Source organism: Myxococcales bacterium (assembly GCA_016706225.1).
Classification (GTDB): Bacteria; Myxococcota_A; Polyangia; order Polyangiales; family Polyangiaceae; genus JADJKB01.
Genome location: JADJKB010000025.1, coordinates 588,553 through 604,206, shown reverse-complemented (window position 1 = coordinate 604,206; position 15,654 = coordinate 588,553). Strand labels below are relative to the sequence as shown.

Here is a 15,654-nt window from a genome sequence, read left to right as displayed (position 1 = left end):
TCCTAGTCCGGGGATGGCCGGGGCGGGAGTGCCCGTCGAGTCAGTGCAGACGCCAGATCTCGATCGCGTAGCGTCCATGCCCGCGCTGGGCTCGAACGACGCTGCGATACTCCCCGGCCTCGAACACACAAAACGGGCCGTCCGGCTTGACGATCGGCCAGCGATCGTCGCTGGTGTCGAATGCGATCTTTGCTCCGCTCGGGGCAAACACCTCGACGTCGAGATCCTCGACACTGGGTTCGGCGACCGCAAAAATCCGATAACACTCGCCGGCCTCGGCCTTGAAGCGGTGCTCCCGCTGCTTGCCGGCTGCGCTCAGCTCGGAGCCTCGGCTCTCGGTCGCCTTGCGCATGCCGTTCGACGGCCCGCACATCAGCCCGAGCCGCAGCACGTCGGTATCCGGCTGCGTCCGCGGTTGGAAGTTGGCGTAACACTTGAGCCAGTTCCCGCCCACCGGCGCTGGTGATCCCGCGTCCGACGGCAGTGGAGGCGCGGACTCCACCACAGCGGGCTCGCCCTTTTCACTCGCGGCCGGCGGCGCTGCCGCCGCTGCACTCGCCGGGGCGCTGGCGCTCGTCGCGGCGGGATCGGTGGACGGCGCCCGGCACCCTGCGAGCAACAGCCCCAGTCCCAGACAAATCAGCGGCTGGCGCATCACCTCGCACATAGCCGATCGGCGCGACTCGCCCAAACGATTGACTGACGCAGTGCGCCAGGCTAACCCGGCGCCGTGGCCCACAGCGACATGCCCCCTCCGGACGGCGACGACCCGCCCGAAGAGAAAGAGCGCGAGCGGCGGCGCCTCGAGCGACTGTTGCCCGAGCTGATCAAGCGCATCGTCGAGGCGGGCTACGTGAAGCTGAGCGAAGGTCCGGAGAACGTCCGGGAGTTCGTGCGAGACATGAAGCTGCCGAAGGAGGTACTTGCCCTCCTGCTCACGCAGATCGACGAGACCAAGAACGGGCTCTACCGGGTCGTCGCCAAGGAGATCCGAGATTTCTTGGAGCACACCAACTTCTCGGAGGAGATGGCCAAGGTGCTCACGATGCTGTCATTCGAGATCAAGACGGAGGTACGTTTCATCCCCAACGACGAGCGCCTCGGCATGCCGAAACCCGAGGTTCGGTCCAAAGTCAAAGTGAAACGAGAGGCGCGCTCGGAGCCGCCCGCGCCACATACAGACCCAGAGGGAGCGGAGGAGGATTCCGCGTGAATGCGCTGACAGCTGGAAGTGAAATCGATTCTTGGTGCACCAAGTGCCGCATGGACCTTGGCCACCGCATCATCGCCATGTTGGAAGGACGACCCAAACGGGTCATCTGCCAGACCTGCGGCTCGCAGCACAACTACCGTGCGCCGCAGTCAGAACGGACTCGAGTGGTAAAAAAGACAGGAAGCACCGCCCCGCGCAAGGGCTCGGTCGCACAACGCGTGACCGAAAAGGCCAAAGCCGAAGCGGAGCGCGTCAACAGCTGGGAAAAGCGCATCGCAGGCCAAGCGGTGGACGCTTTCACCCGCTACTCCATCGACAAGATCTACTCGCCGGGTGAGCTCGTGACTCACAAGAAGTTCGGCGAGGGTTTCGTGGCCGAGGTGCTCGACGGCGGAAAGGTCAGCATCATGTTCCGCGATGGCGCGCGCATGCTGGCACACGGACAGAGCGCGTGAGCCTGGCGACGGCTCGAGGCCCGGACGGTTCGGGCCGAGCCCGTCGCATGACAGTCGTGGCGCTCGCCTTCGGGCTGGCCGTTCTAGCTGGCGCGACCACCGCCCGTTCGGAGGTGGCGATCACGCCGGCAGCTGACGGTCAGCTCGGCGCGTGGCTCTTGGCCGGTCCGCTGAAGAAGGACCTCGCGTGGAAGCTCGCCGAGAGTGAGCTCCGCGCGTATGCAGACAAGAGCGCCAGCGGCGCGCCCGCGTTCCGGGTGCTCGCTGTGAGAGACGGGGCCCTCGATCTCGACAAGAGCCTGGGCACGGGGAGGAAATCCGGCGCGGCAGCACTGCTGGCCGGCAGCCTCGTGCTCGAAGCCGCACTCGATGGCTGGCTGCTCGCGTCTGTGGATGGTGCGTTCCGTGTCTCGGTCGATGGCAAGGCGCTGTTCGAGCGGAACTCGCGCTCGCTCAGGGGCAGCGCAGTGGACGCCATCCCACTCCGGCTCGACCCGGGCAAACACAGCGTGGTCCTGGCCCTCGAGCACCCGGGCGCCTGGTGGGCCGTCGAGGTTCGCCTGCTCGATGCCCGCGACCTGCTGCCACCTCGCGGCGCGCGATTGCTCCTTCCCGGCACCACGCCGGAGGACGAGCGCCGGCTGGCGAGCGACATGTTGACGGTGAGCCTCGACGCTGGCGTCAGCGCCGCCGCGCTCAGGCCCCGTCTCGGCCTGGAGTACCGCCGCGGCGCGCCAATCGCTGCACCGCTCAACGTGCAGGCTCGGGTCCTCCACGCCAAGCGCTCCGTCGAGCTCGCGCTGGGGCAGCTGCCCCTCGGGCCCCGCGGTGTTCCGCCGTTCGAGGCCAGCTTGCCGAAGCTGGACGCTGAGCAGGAAAAGTCCACCGGATCGCTGTCGGTCGACGTGAGCGTGGGCAGTGTGAAGCGCACCGTCTCTGCACGGGTCGACGCCGAACTGCTCGCTGTCTTGCGCCAGGCGCGCGAGGCGCGGGTGCGCCTCGGCCGCCACGAGCCGCGCAGCCTCGACGAACGCAGCCTGAGCGCGACGCTCGATTTCGCGATGGGCGCGGTCGTCGCCAATGAAGCCGGCGCACTCGGGCGCCTGCGCAGCTTGCTCGGGACGTTGAGCGCCGGGACCGATCCCCTCGCCCGTCCCGGAGTCGTGTCCTTCGCACGGAAATCTGCGGTCGATGGCGAGCCGGACCCAGCGGTGCTCCACATTCCCGCGGGCTTCGAGCCCGGTGGCACTCGGCGCTTCCCGTTGGTCGTACTGCTGCACGGTCTCAACGGCACGGCCGAGCGGATCGTGGAAGTGTTTCTGGACAGCAAGAGTACGGGGCCGAGCGTCGACGCCTTCGTGCTCGCCCCCTACGCACACGGCAACGCGTTTTACCGCGGACCGGGTGAGCGCGAGGTCATGGACGCCGTCGCGTGGGCGCTCGCCACCTACCCCATCGATCCCACGCGGGTCTCCCTCAGTGGCGTGAGCATGGGCGGCACGGGCACGGGCCACCTTGGCCTCCGCTACGCGGACCAGTTCTCCGCGGCTGCACCCCTGTGCGGTTACCACAGTTTTTTTGTCCGTCGGGACACCAAGGGCCGACCGATCCGTCCCTGGGAACACGAGCGCATGCACCACTGGTCACCAGCCAGCTGGGCCGAGCGCGGCAAGAACCTTCCGCTGTGGGTCGCCCACGGTACGCGGGACTTTCCTCTGGAGAATTCCCGCGTGCTGGTCGATCGCTACAGACAGCTCGGTTACACCATCACGGACGAGTGGCCCGACACGGGCCACGACGTCTGGACGAAGGCCTACGCCGGCGCCCGACTGGTGCCGTGGCTGACACGAGCAAGACACGACGCGGCAGCCCCGCACATCGTCGTGAAGACGGATCAGCTGCGCTTCGGGCGCATCGACTGGGTGACAATCACCGAGCTCGAGACCAGCAGCCACATGGGCAGCCTCGACGTCGATGCCACGAAGCCCGAGCTCGTCGTCGTCAAGACCGACGGCATCGTCGGGTTCAAACTCGAGCGCGGCCCTCGCCTGCCGAAGACCGGAAAACTCGAGCTCTCGATCGATGGTTCGAAGCTCGAGCTGGGTGTGGACCAGGCCGTGGAGCTCTCGAAGCGGAGCGGCCACTGGCAACTCGGCGCAGACAAGCCGCGAGCAAAGCGCGCGGGGCTCGAGGGTCCGATCCGAGACGTCTACCTCGAGCCGGTCGTGTTCAGCTTCGGCAGCGGTGATCCGCGCACCACGCTCGCAAATCGCGAGGTCGCCATTGCGCTCTCGCGACGCTACGGGCCCGACGTTGCGTACCGCGTGCTGCCGGACACCGATCTCGACCAGGCGACCGTCGACAGCCACGCCGTCTTCGCGGTCGGCTCGGCCACCGACCACGTCTTGCTCCGCCGCGTCGCCACGCGACTCCCGATCCGATTCGATGCCAAGGGTGTGCAGCTGGGCGAGCAGAGGTTCGATGCGCCCGGCGCTGGTGCAGCGTTCGTCTACCCGAACCCGGAGGCTCCGAGCCGCTACCTGGTGGTCGTGACCGGCGCGGACGCGAGCGGGATCTGGCGTGCGCTGTCCTTGCCGCAGCTCCTGCCCGACTTCGTCGTGTACGACGCGGCGCTCGGCCCCGCCGCCGCGGAGGTCATCTTGAGTGGCCAGGCCAGGGTCAGCGCTGCCGGCTTCTTCGACAAGGACTGGAAGCTGCCCCAGAGCTTCGCCGATCCCGAGGCCACGAAGCCGCGCTGAACTCGGCCCACGCCGGCCGGCACGGGTACCCTCTCGAGCATGCAAAGCTCGACCCCCGGTCACCGTCTCCCGTTGGTGCTCGCGGTGACTGCAGCGCTGCTCTGCATCGCAACGCTCTGGAGCCCGCCCGCGGGGCGAGTCAGCTGGCTGCTCGAGGTGGGCCCCGGGCTGGCCGGCATCGCCGCGCTCGCCGCCGTCTATCGACGCTTTCGCATGTCCAACCTGGTCTACGTCTGTGTGTTCGTACACCTGACCATCCTGATCTACGGCGGCTACTACACCTACGCGCTCACCCCCTTGGGCGACTGGGCACGCGACCACTTCCACCTCTCACGCAACCACTACGATAGGATCGGACATCTCGCGCTCGGGTTCTTTCCCGCGCTGTACGCGCGCGAAATCTTGCTGCGCACCTCTCCGCTCACGCGCGGCAAGTGGCTCGCGTTCATCGTGTGCAACATCTGCCTGTCGTTCGGCGCGTTCTGGGAGCTGATCGAGTGGTGGACCACGCTGCTCGTTGCCTCGGACGTTGGGCAAGCGTTCCTCGGCAGCCAGGGCGACGTCTGGGACGCCCAGTGGGACATGTTCCTCGCCCTGGTCGGCTCGGTGATCGCGCTCGTCTTCGTCAGCCGCGCCCACGACCGCTCGATGAAGCGCGTTTGTGACGCTTGACGGGCGCCGCGCCGGGCCGTGCCCGCTCCGGCGCCGAACGTGATCCGGTTCCGGTCGGGCGAGCCGAACGCTCCGTCGAAGGCCGCGCGCGATCGCGCTCCGCGCCGGCACGCGCGCGCGAACCGGGTCCCGTTGCATGCGGAGACCGCTCGGGACGACGTTCGTCCGCCGTGCGCCAGGGTCCACCGCCGCGCGTCGCGCGGGGGTCGCGTTCGTCGGCCCGGGGGTAGCTGTTCGCGCCCCAGCCCTTCGCCCGCTCCGACTCGTCACCCCGGCCGCGCCGCGCCGCCTGCGCCTCGGCCTGGCGTTTGCGATCTCCGGTCGGAGCGCGCGTCGCAAGCTTACCGTGCACGCCGGCGACCATCTCCACACCGCGCACACGCTTCGGTACGCCGAACTCGCGCTTGATCTCCGTCAGCTCGTCCACCGTCAGGTGCCGCCACTCACCCGGGCGAAGGCCTGCCGCGTCGACGCCCGCAAAACTCTGGCGCACCAGCCGCAGCACCGGCAGTCCCGCGCTGTCACCCAGACGCCGGACCTGCCGATTGCGGCCTTCGCGCAGCGTCACCTCGATCCAGCTCTTGTCCCCCTCGAGTCGAATGAGGGTCACCGACGCGGGGCGTGTCGCGCGACCGTCGATCTCGATGCTCTCGCCGAGTCGCGCCAGGGCATCGGCATCGACGACCCCGCGCACCTTGGCGACGTAGGTCTTCGGCGCTTCTTTGCTCGGGTGACCCAGCACAGCGGCGAAATCACCGTCGTTGGTCAGGAGCAGCACCCCGCTCGTGTGAAAGTCGAGACGGCCGACGGGCACGACTCGCGCGCCGACGCCGCGCACGAGCTCCGCCACCGTGGGGCGCCCTTCCGGATCACTCATGGTGCACATCACCCCCCGGGGTTTGTGCAGCACGATGTACGCGCGCTGTTCGGCGATCAGCCGTTTGCCATCGAGCTCGACGCGATCGTGCTCGGGGTCGACCCGCGTGCCGAGCTCGGTCACGACCCGTCCCCCGACCCGCACTCGGCCAGCCAGGATCAGCTCCTCGGCCTTGCGACGCGAGGCGACGCCGGCTCGGCTCAGCACCTTCTGCAAGCGCTCGAGCCTCGACCGAGTGGGTCCAGGCGTTTTCATCGGCTCAACGCTTCCGCGCGCTCACGTGGGCGTCGGTGGCCGCATCCGAGGCGCCGGCCTCGGATGCCCCGGCATCCGCCGCGGCTTCCTTCGCCTGCTTCTCCTCTTCGTCGCGCTCCGCCTGCTCGGCGGCTCGCGCCGCCTCTTCATCGCGGTCCCAGCGATCGACGTGGCCGTCGTGATCGAGGTCGACACCCATGCGCTGCAGTCGACCCTTTTCGTAGATCTCCCAGACGTCGGGTTTGCCGTTGTGGTTGGTGTCGCGCTGCACGCGGCTCAGCTGACCGTCGACGTAGAACCGGATCTCGTCCGGTAGCCCATCGCCACTCGTATCTTGCTCCACCTTCGCGATGCGACCGCGGGCAAACTGGATCCAGGTGTCGACGCGGCCGTCGCCGTCGGTGTCGGCCTTCTCCGCGATGGCCTCGCCCTTGTCGTTGTACACGCGCACGACGTCCTTCAACCCGTCGAGGTTGGTGTCGACCTCCCGGCACAGGAGCACACGACGCGCGTCTTCACCGATGCCAATGATGGCGAACACGCGGCGAATGTTGGGCTGGATCGCACCCGGGCCCGTCGTCTCCTGGACGTCGCGATCCTTGCGACCCTTGAAGTCACACTGCGAACGGTCGTCCGAGCCGCGTTTGTCGACGGCGCTGCCGCGATCTTTGACGTTCTTCGGGCGGGGTGGCTCGCTGCCGCCGCAGGCGACGAAGAGACCCGCCGCCGCGCAGGCGGCGAGCGCACCGAAGCTGAGGAGCGGTCTCACTTCTTCTGCTCTTTCTTCGGTGTTTCGCCACCGGACGGGTCCGGCGCTTCCTTGTTTTCCATTTCCTCCGGCAGCCCACCGGGGCGCTCGAAGGTGTGTTTGGTCGTGGCCGCTCCACCACGCGACGGCGGCACGTAGCCCGTCTGTTTGCAGTAGTCGATGGTGGCGCCCGGATCCGGGCGGCCATCGCCATCGACGTCGGAGTGGATCATCGGGCACTTGTCGTTGCTCTGGGTGAACTCCCACCACTGATCGACGATCGCGTCGCCGTCGGAGTCGCGCTCGGTCCGAGTCAGCTTGCCACCCTGGAAGAACGCCCAGGTGTCGAGCCTGTCGGCCAGGGTCGTGGAGCGCTGCTGCTCGACGAGCGCGCCACCCTTGTAGAGCGAGATCTCTTCGATCTTCCCGTCGCGGTCGTAGTCACGCTCGCGACGCACGAGCTGGCCCGCGCCGTCGAAGTACGAGTAGCCGTCGATCTTTCCGTCGAAGTTCAGGTCCACGGCCCGGCACACCTCACGCCCACCGCTCTTGACCATCCACACGTCCGGCTTGCCGTCCGCGTTTGCGTCGAGCTTCTCCGCAGACTTGATGTCGCAGTCCTCGTGCACGATTCGTGTGTCGCGTCGCTGCGGACTGCCGTCGGCGGACTTGGCCCCGGCTTGTACTGACTGACTACAGCCTGACTGAAACGCGAGCATGCAGAGCGCCGCGATTGCGGACCCAGCCCGCCGAATGCTTTTCATGTTCGAGTTCCGTTCAAGAAACACCAAGCGCGAGCCCCCGACTTAGCACCACGAAGCGCGACATCCTACCTCAGCCCGCGAGGCCGGGACACCGGATCCCGGTTGGCATTTCCGACGGGCGAATGGCCGGCCAGCAGGCCGCAATTTCGCTGTTTTTTCTTTTAAATTCCGACAATTGATGCCCCTCCGGCCGATTGACAACCGACATATTGGCATCTATTGTAACGGCTGGCACTTGCGCCCGGATCTCGCACGATGTCGCGTAAGAAGATTTCAACGACCGTCTACATCACGCCCGAGCAGAACGAGCGCCTGCATCTCTTGCACAACCGCACGAAAGTCCCGGTGGCTGTGTACATTCGCGAAGGCATCGATCTCGTGCTGAAACGCTACGAGCACGCCTTGCCCGGGCAAATGACACTGGCCGACGCGCCGGCGGGCAAGACCGGCAAGAAGGGCTGACGGAAACTCGCCGAAGGTCTGGTCGGGAGTGGCCCGACGGGCTAAACGCGCGAGTCCTTCTCTCTTCGCCAGAACGGCGGCGCATGCCCACCCCGACCCGCAGAATCAGGAATTTTTCGATCATCGCCCACGTCGACCACGGAAAGTCGACGCTGGCTGATCGCATCCTCGAGGTCACCGGCGCCATCACGCAGCGGGAGAAGGTCGACCAGTTTCTCGACAAGCTGGAGCTCGAGCGCGAGCGCGGAATCACCATCAAAGCCCAGAGCGTACGCCTGCGCTTCAAGGCCGCCGACGGCGAGGACTATCAGCTTCAGCTCATCGACACACCCGGCCATGTCGACTTCAGTTACGAAGTCAGCCGCAGCCTGGCAGCAGGCGAAGGCGCGCTGCTGATCGTGGATGCAACGCAGGGTGTTCAGGCTCAGACGGTCGCCAACGTCTATCTCGCGCTCGACAATCACCTCGAAATTATCCCGGTCCTCAACAAGATCGACCTGCCTTCGGCCGACGTCGATCGCGCCGCGCAGATGGTGGAGGACGTCATCGGTCTCGACTGCAGCGGCGCCATTCTGGCGAGCGGCAAGACCGGCCTGGGCGTGCCGGAGATCTTGCAGGCCGTCGTCGACCGCATCCCGCCGCCGAAGGGCGACCCCGAAAAACCCCTGGCAGCCCTGATCTTCGACAGCTGGTACGACAGCTACCGCGGCGCCGTGGTGATGGTCCGGGTCATCGACGGTGTGCTCAACCGAGGCGACAAGATCCAGTTCATGGCCACCGGGCGCAACTACGAGGTGACGGCCATCGGCTGTTTCAACCCCCACCCCGTCGCGCTCGACGCCCTCGGCCCAGGCGAGGTCGGGTTCGTTGCGGCCAACATCAAGACCACTGAAGACACCAAGATCGGCGACACCATCACCCTCGCTGCGCGCCCCACCGACAAGGCGCTCGCGGGGTTCAAGGAGGTCAAGCCGATGGTCTTCGCCGGCATCTTCCCGACCGACTCGGCCGAGTACGAGAACCTACGCGACGCACTCTCGAAGCTGCACATGAACGACGCCTCGTTCCACTTCGAGCCCGACACCTCCGACGCCCTCGGGTTTGGCTTTCGCTGCGGTTTCCTCGGCCTGCTCCACATGGAAATCATCCAGGAGCGGCTGGAGCGCGAGTACAACCTCGACCTCATCACCACCGCCCCCAGCGTGGTCTATCGCGCCACGAAGCGGAACGGCGACGTGGTGATGGTGGACAATCCGAGCAAGATGCCGCCCGTCGGCGACCTCGCGCAGATCGAGGAGCCGATCATGAAGGTCACGCTGCACACCCCCGCCGAGTTCGTCGGCGCGGCAGTGGCGCTGTGTGAAGATCGGCGCGGCGTGCAGAAGGGCATCCACTTCGCCGCTCAGACCCACGTCGTGATCACCTACGAGCTGCCGCTGGCCGAGGTGATCCTGGATTTTCACGACAAACTGAAGAGCGCGACGCGGGGCTACGCGAGCATGGACTACGAGTTCGTGGGGTACACCCAGGACGATCTGGTGAAGCTCGACATGCTATTGAACGGCGAGGCCCTCGACGCACTCAGCGTGATCGTCCACCGAGCGAACGCCTACGCGCGCGGTCGGGCGCTGGCGAAGAAGCTCAAGGAGCTGGTCCCGCAGCAGCAGTACGAGGTCGCCATCCAGGCGGCGATCGGCAGCAAGGTGATCAGCCGCGAGACCGTGCGCGCACTGCGCAAGGACGTCACGGCCAAGTGTTATGGCGGTGACATCAGCCGCAAGCGCAAGCTCCTGGAGAAGCAAAAAGAGGGCAAACGCCGGATGAAGTCCGTGGGCAGCGTCGAGGTGCCCCAGGAAGCGTTCCTCGCGATCCTCAAGCTCGACGACGACTGAGACTGCCGCGCCGAGGCACGCTCGCCCCTTCCCGAGCGGCCGTCTTGGACTATGTTGCGGGAGATGTCGAACCGCGCCCGAGAAAGACGGCTGGCCCTGCTCAACGCGGGCAAGCCCGAAAACGCTCAGCTGCGTCACGTGCAGAGCTCCGCCTTCGGCCCGGCGCTCTGGGTCGAGCGCTTCCGCCTCGGCAACGGCCTCGAGGTCTTGCTGTCCGAGGACCACTCTGCGCCGGTCGTCGCCTACCACACGTGGTACCGCGTGGGCTCGCGCCACGAGCGCGAGGGCAAGACCGGGCTCGCTCACCTGTTCGAGCACCTGATGTTCAACGAGCTCGAGGGTCTGCGGGCCGGCGAGTTCGATCGCAAGCTGGAAGAGGCCGGTGCGGAGAGCAACGCTGCAACCTGGCTCGACTGGACTCAGTACAACATCGCGGTCCCGAAAGATCAGCTCGCTCTGGTGATTCGCCTGGAGGCCGAGCGGATGTCGCGCCTGGTACTCCGGGACCCGCAGGTCACCAGTGAAAAAGAGGTGGTCGCTAACGAGCGCCGCTACCGTGTGGATGACGACGTCGAGGGCTCCGTGAGCGAGGTGCTGTGGTCGACGGCCTTCCGTGAGCACTCGTACAAGTGGCCGACCATTGGCTGGATGGCGGACATCGAGGGTTTCACGACCGACGACTGCGAGGAGTTCTATCGCACGTATTACTCACCGAACAACGCCTGCATCGTCGTGGTCGGAGACGTGACGGAGGCGAAGCTGTTGCCGCGGATTCAGAAGGCGTACGGGCACCTGCCGGCGTCGAAGTTACCGCTCGAGGACGTGCGTCCGGAGCCGCCACAGGTGGAAGAGCGCCGGGCGGAGGTGATGAAACCCACCGCCACCGAGAAGCTGACCGTGGGCTACCACTGCCCCGCCATGGGGGACTTCGATCACCCGGCGCTGACGCTGCTGAGCGAGGTGCTCTTCGGCGGGCGGGCCAGCCGACTGCACCAGCTCCTGATCCGCAAGCTCGAGATCGCCAGCGACGTGCGGGTGTTCGTGGGTCCGTTTCGCGATCCCGGCCTGATGGAGATCTTCGCCTCGGCGCGCGGCGACGTGAAGGCCGAGGCGCTGCTCGAGGCGGTCGACAGCGAGTTCGACCGTGTGCAGACCGAGGCGATCGGGGATGACGAAATCGAACGAGCCCGCGCCCGGCTCGAGCTCTCCGTGATCGCGGGCCTCGACAGCGCGGACGGCAAGGCCTCGACGATCGGGTTCTACGACACGGTGCTGGGCCGCCCCGGGGCCGCGTTCGAGCGCCTCGACGATCTGTCCCGGGTCACCGCGAGTGACCTCAGACGCGTGGCGCGTCGTTATCTGCGCCGCGAGCAGCGAACCGTGATCTTGGTGCGCGCCCAGATGGGCGACAAGAAAGAGGCAGCAGAGTGAGCGGGACCGCGATTGAAGTGAACGGCACACCGGTGCTCCTGGAGACGAGCCGGGCGCTGCCCTTGGTCCACATGAGTGCGTCGCTCTTCACCGGCGCCATCGAAGATCCGGCCGGAAAAGAGGGGCTGACGCGGCTCATGACCCGCGCCATGCGCCGAACCGGCGGCGGACTCACCCAACAGGAGCTCGACACCCGCGTCGACTCGCTCGGCGGCTCCCTGGGCGCGGACATCGCCCACAGCACGCTCTCCTTCAACGGCACGGTGATCGCGCGGAACCTGGAACCCTTCATCGATCTCTGCATCGACGTGATCGCCCGCCCGGGTTTCGCGGACGAGGAGCTTGCGCACTTGCGTCGCGAGACCGAGGCCGAGATCGTCGAGTCCCGTGACAACGACCGGGCGCTGGCGCGGCGCTGGTTCCAGCGCCGGATGTTCGCCGGCCATGCCTACGGCCGCTCCGTCAGCGGGCGACTCTCGACGCTGCCCGGCATGAACGGCGACGACGTGCGTTCGCTGCACGCGCGAGCGTTCGTGCGCAAGAACCTGGTGCTGGCGTTCTCGGGTGACATCGACGAGGAGCGCGCGAAGGCCGTGGCGGCGCGCCTCTTGGCGGCGCTGCCGGACGGCGCCCCGCTGGAAGACAAGGTCGCCGATCCGGAGGGTCCGCGCGGCCGCAGCCTGGTGCTCGTGGACAAACCCGAGCGCACGCAGACTCAGATCCTGATTGGCGGCCTCGGCACTCACCCGAAGGATGCCGACCACATCGCCCTGCACGTGGCCAACACGGTGTTCGGCGGAACCTTCACGGCACGTCTGATGAAGGAGATCCGCAGCAAGCGCGGCTGGTCGTATGGCGCGTACTCGAGCCTGCCCATCGATCGCCACCGCCAGGCCTTCAGCCTCTGGACCTTCCCCAAGGCCAGCGACGCGGAGGCCTGCATCAAGGTCGAGCTCGGCCTGCTCCGCGCTTGGTGGGAGAAAGGCATCACGGAGCGGGAGCTCTCGTGGGCCAAGCGTTACCTGGTTCGCAGCCACGCCTTCTCGGTGGATACACCCAGCAAGCGCGTCGGCCTGCTGCTCGACACACTCATCTACGGGCTGCCCGCCGGCTACTACGAGGGTTACCTGGAGAACGTGGCGGCTGTAACCCTCGACCAGGTCAACAGCGCGATCCGCGAGCGCATCTCGCCCGACAACCTGCTGTTTAGCGTGGTGGGCACCGCGAGCGAGATTGGCGACGGAGTGCGCTCCGCCATCGACGGCCTCGGCGAGCACGAGGTGGTTTCGTTCGACGCGGATTAGGGCGTGTTGCTGGTTCTCACTCCGTTGACGACCGCAAACGCCACGCGACGCTTCCACACGGTCAAGATAGCCGGCGCGAAGGCGCTGCGAAAATCGGTCAATCACACTCGTGACCGGTGAGCAGATTTCTTGGCGCGACGTGCGAAGGGACTAGCGCGCGGGCCGGGTCCGGCCCGCGCGTTCTCCCGAGCCAGCGCCCGTCACTTTCGCCAGCACAAGCGCCCGCCGACGCGCTCACGTCCGCCAGCGCGCGCCCTCTACCGCGCTCGAAAACGGCTGGCTGCGCGCGCACTGCTGCGACGCAGCCCCGAGCCGCTACTACTCAGCAAGTTTCGCGGCGAACTAGAACCAGCCCAGGAGCCCCACCTGGATCCCGAAGGACCGATAGCGGAGTTTGCAGTCGTCGGAGTTGTTGGGGCCACCGCACTCGGTCTTGCCCATGAAGTCGATGTCGAACGTCGGGCCGACCATGAAGGCGAAGTGCTCGGTCGGGGCGATGGTGAAGTTGGCCTCGAGGGTCAGGGCCAGACCCCACCGATTGTTGTTGCCGCCGTCGGGATCGAGGCTGTGATAGGTGAACCCGCCGCGGGGCCAGAAGCCGAAGACGTCGGTGAAGCCGATGAAGTACCCGACCCGCGGTGCGAACAGGAATGCGTCTCCGGAACCACCGGGCCCGTTGTCGTCCACGTCGTAGCTTGCGTAAGCAAGCGCACCCCCGATGCTGAGCTGGTCGATGACGAAATAGTCGAAGCCGAGGCGCGGCACGTTGAACGGGTAGGACTCCGCGCCCCACCCGAAGCCGAGTCCCGACGAGCTGTAGTCGTCCTCGTTGCCGTTCGGCGCCTCGAAGCTGACCTTCTGTTTGTAAAACGCAAACAGGCGTTCCGCACCAAACGCAAAGGTGCCGGACTTGCCGAAGGTCTGGGCCTGGGCAAACGCAGCGCTGCCGCCGAACATGACCGCCGAGAACGTCAGGATACCGATTGCTCTTCGCATGAAACCTCCGTTGATTGTGCTTCGCGTCAGCTCAGGCCGACCAGAATTGCCGCTTCGTTCGCCAGCTGCTGGGCCTCCGCCATGGCCGCTTCTTCTTTCACCGACAGCCGCTCGCCGTCGCCCAGGCTCACCGAGAGATCGACGTAGATCTTCAGCTTCGGCTCGGTGCCGCTCGGCCGCACCAGCACCCGGGCCCCGCTCTCGAGCGTGAGCGAGACCAGGCTCGTCTTGCCCAGCCAGCGCGGGCGCGAGTCGGCGCCATCTCGAAAATCGACGAGCTGTTTGACCCGCGCTCCAGCGAGCTCGGTCGGAGGCTGGTCCTTGAGCACCTGCATCGCGCGGGCGATCTCGGCCAGTCCCTCGCTGCCCGGCCGGGTGATGCTCTTCTGCACACTCACCCAGAGCCCGTGTTTGCGGTACAGGCCCTCGAGGCGCTCCCAGAGCCCTCGCCCGAGCGTGCGCTCGTGGGCCGCGAGATCCGCCAGCAAGAGCGCGGCGCTGATCCCGTCCTTGTCGCGCACGATCCGACCGACGGAGTAACCGAGGGCCTCTTCGTAACCGAAGGCGAAGCGCACGCCTTCGCTGGCTTCGAGATCCAGCGCGGCGTTCCAGATCCACTTGAACCCCGTGAGGGTCTGCTCGAAACGGGCGCCGTGGGCCTCCGCGATCGACCCGAGCATCGGCGACGAGACGATGCTCGACCCCACCATGGCCCGGGGCGCCGCGAGCGCGTGCTCGAGCATGAAGTCAGCGAGCAACACCCCGACCTGGTTGCCCGTGAGCTGTCGGTAGCGGCCGGCGGCGGTGCACACACACACCGCGAGACGATCCGCGTCGGGGTCGTTCGCCAGGATCAAATCGGCGTTTTTCTCGCTGGCCAGCGCGGTAGCCAGATCGAGGGCGCCGGGTTCTTCCGGGTTCGGGAAATTCACCGTCGGGAAACGTCCGTCCGGCTCGGCTTGCTCCGGGACCACGTGTACGTTCGGGTAGCCCGCGCGTGCGAAGGTCTGCTGGACGAAGCGCCAGCCGACGCCGTGCATCGGTGTGTATACGATGCACAAACTCTGATCCCGTTCGATGCGCGGGCGCACGGCGTCCACCTCGGCCAGGTAACGATCGAAGAACGCATCCGGTACGCGCTCGGCGCGCGGGTGATTGCCCGTGAGCACGTCGGCCTCGAGGGGGACCTCCCGCGCGCTGCCTACGGCGCTGATGCGCTCCGAGATCTCGGTGTCTACCGGCTGCACGATCTGCGCTGCATTGGCCGCGTAGACCTTGTAGCCGTTGTACTCCGGCGGATTGTGGCTGGCGGTGATCACCACGGCCGCCGTCGCAGCGAGCTGGCGGGCCGCGTACGCAACGACGGGCGTCGGCACCGGCGCATCGAAAAATCGCACTGGCAGCCCGGCACCGACCAGCACACCCACGGTGTCTTCGGCAAACTGACGACTGCTGAGCCGTCCGTCGTAGCCAACCACGACCGGCAGACTGCGGGCTTCGGGGTGGCGAGCGAGCAGGTAGTCCGCGAGCCCGCGGGTTGCGCGGATCACGACCGCGCGGTTCATGCGCCCGAGGCCCGCGCCCACCAAGCCTCGAAGCCCGGCCGTGCCGAACTCGAGCGGCGCCCCCATGCGTTCGTGGAGCTCGGCCGAGTCCTCCGCAGCGATCAGCGCCTCGAGCTCGGCGCGCGTCTCCGGATCTGGGTCTTCCTCAATCCACTTGCGCGCGGCGGCGACGATTGCGGTGTCGGCTTCGACCATGACGACAGCATAACGGCATCCGGTTCTCGGGAAAATTGGTGCCGACCCTGAGCCAAGAGCCCGGCC

At 66.9% G+C, this 15,654-nt stretch carries 13 protein-coding genes and 1 pseudogene; 8 read left to right on the top strand and 6 right to left on the bottom strand.

What is annotated here, in order from left to right; translation table 11 throughout:
* Window positions 1-40 precede the first annotated feature (40 nt).
* Window positions 41-655 (bottom strand): hypothetical protein, encoded by a 615-nt coding sequence (locus tag IPI67_41200; GenBank protein MBK7586593.1) that lies wholly within the window; start codon window positions 653-655, stop codon window positions 41-43.
* Window positions 656-745: 90 nt separating this feature from the next.
* Here IPI67_41200 and IPI67_41195 point away from each other — a divergent pair.
* From IPI67_41195 to IPI67_41180, 4 genes and pseudogenes are all read left to right on the top strand, one after another.
* Window positions 746-1,144: pseudogene (locus tag IPI67_41195) on the top strand (hypothetical protein).
* Between the two features lie 65 nt (window positions 1,145-1,209).
* On the top strand, window positions 1,210-1,668 hold the full coding sequence (locus IPI67_41190; GenBank protein MBK7586592.1) for a hypothetical protein: 459 nt from the start codon (window positions 1,210-1,212) through the stop codon (window positions 1,666-1,668).
* A 47-nt stretch (window positions 1,669-1,715) separates the two neighbouring features.
* Window positions 1,716-4,427: a hypothetical protein gene (locus tag IPI67_41185; GenBank protein ID MBK7586591.1), complete on the top strand. Its 2,712-nt coding sequence runs from the start codon at window positions 1,716-1,718 to the stop codon at window positions 4,425-4,427.
* 39 nt (window positions 4,428-4,466) lie between these two features.
* A complete protein-coding gene (locus IPI67_41180) occupies window positions 4,467-5,099 on the top strand; it encodes a DUF2238 domain-containing protein (protein MBK7586590.1) in 633 nt (210 codons plus the stop codon).
* Here IPI67_41180 and IPI67_41175 read toward each other — a convergent pair.
* From IPI67_41175 to IPI67_41165, 3 genes are read right to left on the bottom strand one after another with little or no spacing between them, the layout of a single operon-like run.
* A complete protein-coding gene (locus tag IPI67_41175; protein MBK7586589.1) occupies window positions 5,053-6,231 on the bottom strand; it encodes a pseudouridine synthase in 1,179 nt (392 codons plus the stop codon). The two genes, IPI67_41180 and IPI67_41175, sit on opposite strands and share 47 nt — an antisense overlap.
* Window positions 6,232-6,235: 4 nt before the next feature.
* Window positions 6,236-7,000 (bottom strand): hypothetical protein, encoded by a 765-nt coding sequence (locus tag IPI67_41170; protein MBK7586588.1) that lies wholly within the window; start codon window positions 6,998-7,000, stop codon window positions 6,236-6,238.
* A complete protein-coding gene (locus tag IPI67_41165; protein ID MBK7586587.1) occupies window positions 6,997-7,743 on the bottom strand; it encodes a hypothetical protein in 747 nt (248 codons plus the stop codon). Before IPI67_41165 ends, IPI67_41170 begins: the two co-directional genes overlap by 4 nt.
* Window positions 7,744-7,998: 255 nt before the next feature.
* Between IPI67_41165 and IPI67_41160 the strand changes: the two genes are divergently transcribed.
* The 4 genes from IPI67_41160 to IPI67_41145 all read left to right on the top strand — a co-directional run bounded on the left by IPI67_41160 (window position 7,999) and on the right by IPI67_41145 (window position 12,832).
* Entirely contained in the window at window positions 7,999-8,205 is a 207-nt protein-coding gene (locus IPI67_41160) for a ribbon-helix-helix domain-containing protein (GenBank protein MBK7586586.1), read from the top strand.
* An 83-nt stretch (window positions 8,206-8,288) separates the two neighbouring features.
* Window positions 8,289-10,097, top strand: a complete 1,809-nt coding sequence (gene lepA, locus IPI67_41155; protein MBK7586585.1) for an elongation factor 4 — start codon at window positions 8,289-8,291, stop codon at window positions 10,095-10,097.
* 51 nt (window positions 10,098-10,148) lie between these two features.
* The gene (locus IPI67_41150; protein ID MBK7586584.1) at window positions 10,149-11,528 is read left to right on the top strand and encodes an insulinase family protein; all 1,380 of its coding nucleotides are present in this window, start codon (window positions 10,149-10,151) and stop codon (window positions 11,526-11,528) included.
* Entirely contained in the window at window positions 11,525-12,832 is a 1,308-nt protein-coding gene (locus tag IPI67_41145; protein ID MBK7586583.1) for an insulinase family protein, read from the top strand. Before IPI67_41150 ends, IPI67_41145 begins: the two co-directional genes overlap by 4 nt.
* Before the next feature lie 342 nt (window positions 12,833-13,174).
* Here IPI67_41145 and IPI67_41140 read toward each other — a convergent pair whose 3' ends face one another.
* Both IPI67_41140 and IPI67_41135 read right to left on the bottom strand, forming a co-directional pair.
* Window positions 13,175-13,828, bottom strand: a complete 654-nt coding sequence (locus IPI67_41140; GenBank protein MBK7586582.1) for a hypothetical protein — start codon at window positions 13,826-13,828, stop codon at window positions 13,175-13,177.
* A 26-nt stretch (window positions 13,829-13,854) separates the two neighbouring features.
* Entirely contained in the window at window positions 13,855-15,588 is a 1,734-nt protein-coding gene (locus tag IPI67_41135; GenBank protein MBK7586581.1) for a phospho-sugar mutase, read from the bottom strand.
* Window positions 15,589-15,654 lie beyond the last annotated feature (66 nt).

Coding starts and splice junctions, on each gene's coding strand:
- IPI67_41140 (MBK7586582.1), bottom strand. CDS start 13,828: ATGCGAAGAGCAATCGGTATCCTGACGTTCTCGGCGGTCATGTTCGGC.
- IPI67_41175 (MBK7586589.1), bottom strand. CDS start 6,231: ATGAAAACGCCTGGACCCACTCGGTCGAGGCTCGAGCGCTTGCAGAAG.
- IPI67_41165 (MBK7586587.1), bottom strand. CDS start 7,743: ATGAAAAGCATTCGGCGGGCTGGGTCCGCAATCGCGGCGCTCTGCATG.
- IPI67_41160 (MBK7586586.1), top strand. CDS start 7,999: ATGTCGCGTAAGAAGATTTCAACGACCGTCTACATCACGCCCGAGCAG.
- IPI67_41150 (MBK7586584.1), top strand. CDS start 10,149: ATGTTGCGGGAGATGTCGAACCGCGCCCGAGAAAGACGGCTGGCCCTG.
- IPI67_41135 (MBK7586581.1), bottom strand. CDS start 15,588: ATGGTCGAAGCCGACACCGCAATCGTCGCCGCCGCGCGCAAGTGGATT.
- IPI67_41180 (MBK7586590.1), top strand. CDS start 4,467: ATGCAAAGCTCGACCCCCGGTCACCGTCTCCCGTTGGTGCTCGCGGTG.
- IPI67_41200 (MBK7586593.1), bottom strand. CDS start 655: ATGCGCCAGCCGCTGATTTGTCTGGGACTGGGGCTGTTGCTCGCAGGG.
- IPI67_41185 (MBK7586591.1), top strand. CDS start 1,716: ATGACAGTCGTGGCGCTCGCCTTCGGGCTGGCCGTTCTAGCTGGCGCG.
- lepA (MBK7586585.1), top strand. CDS start 8,289: ATGCCCACCCCGACCCGCAGAATCAGGAATTTTTCGATCATCGCCCAC.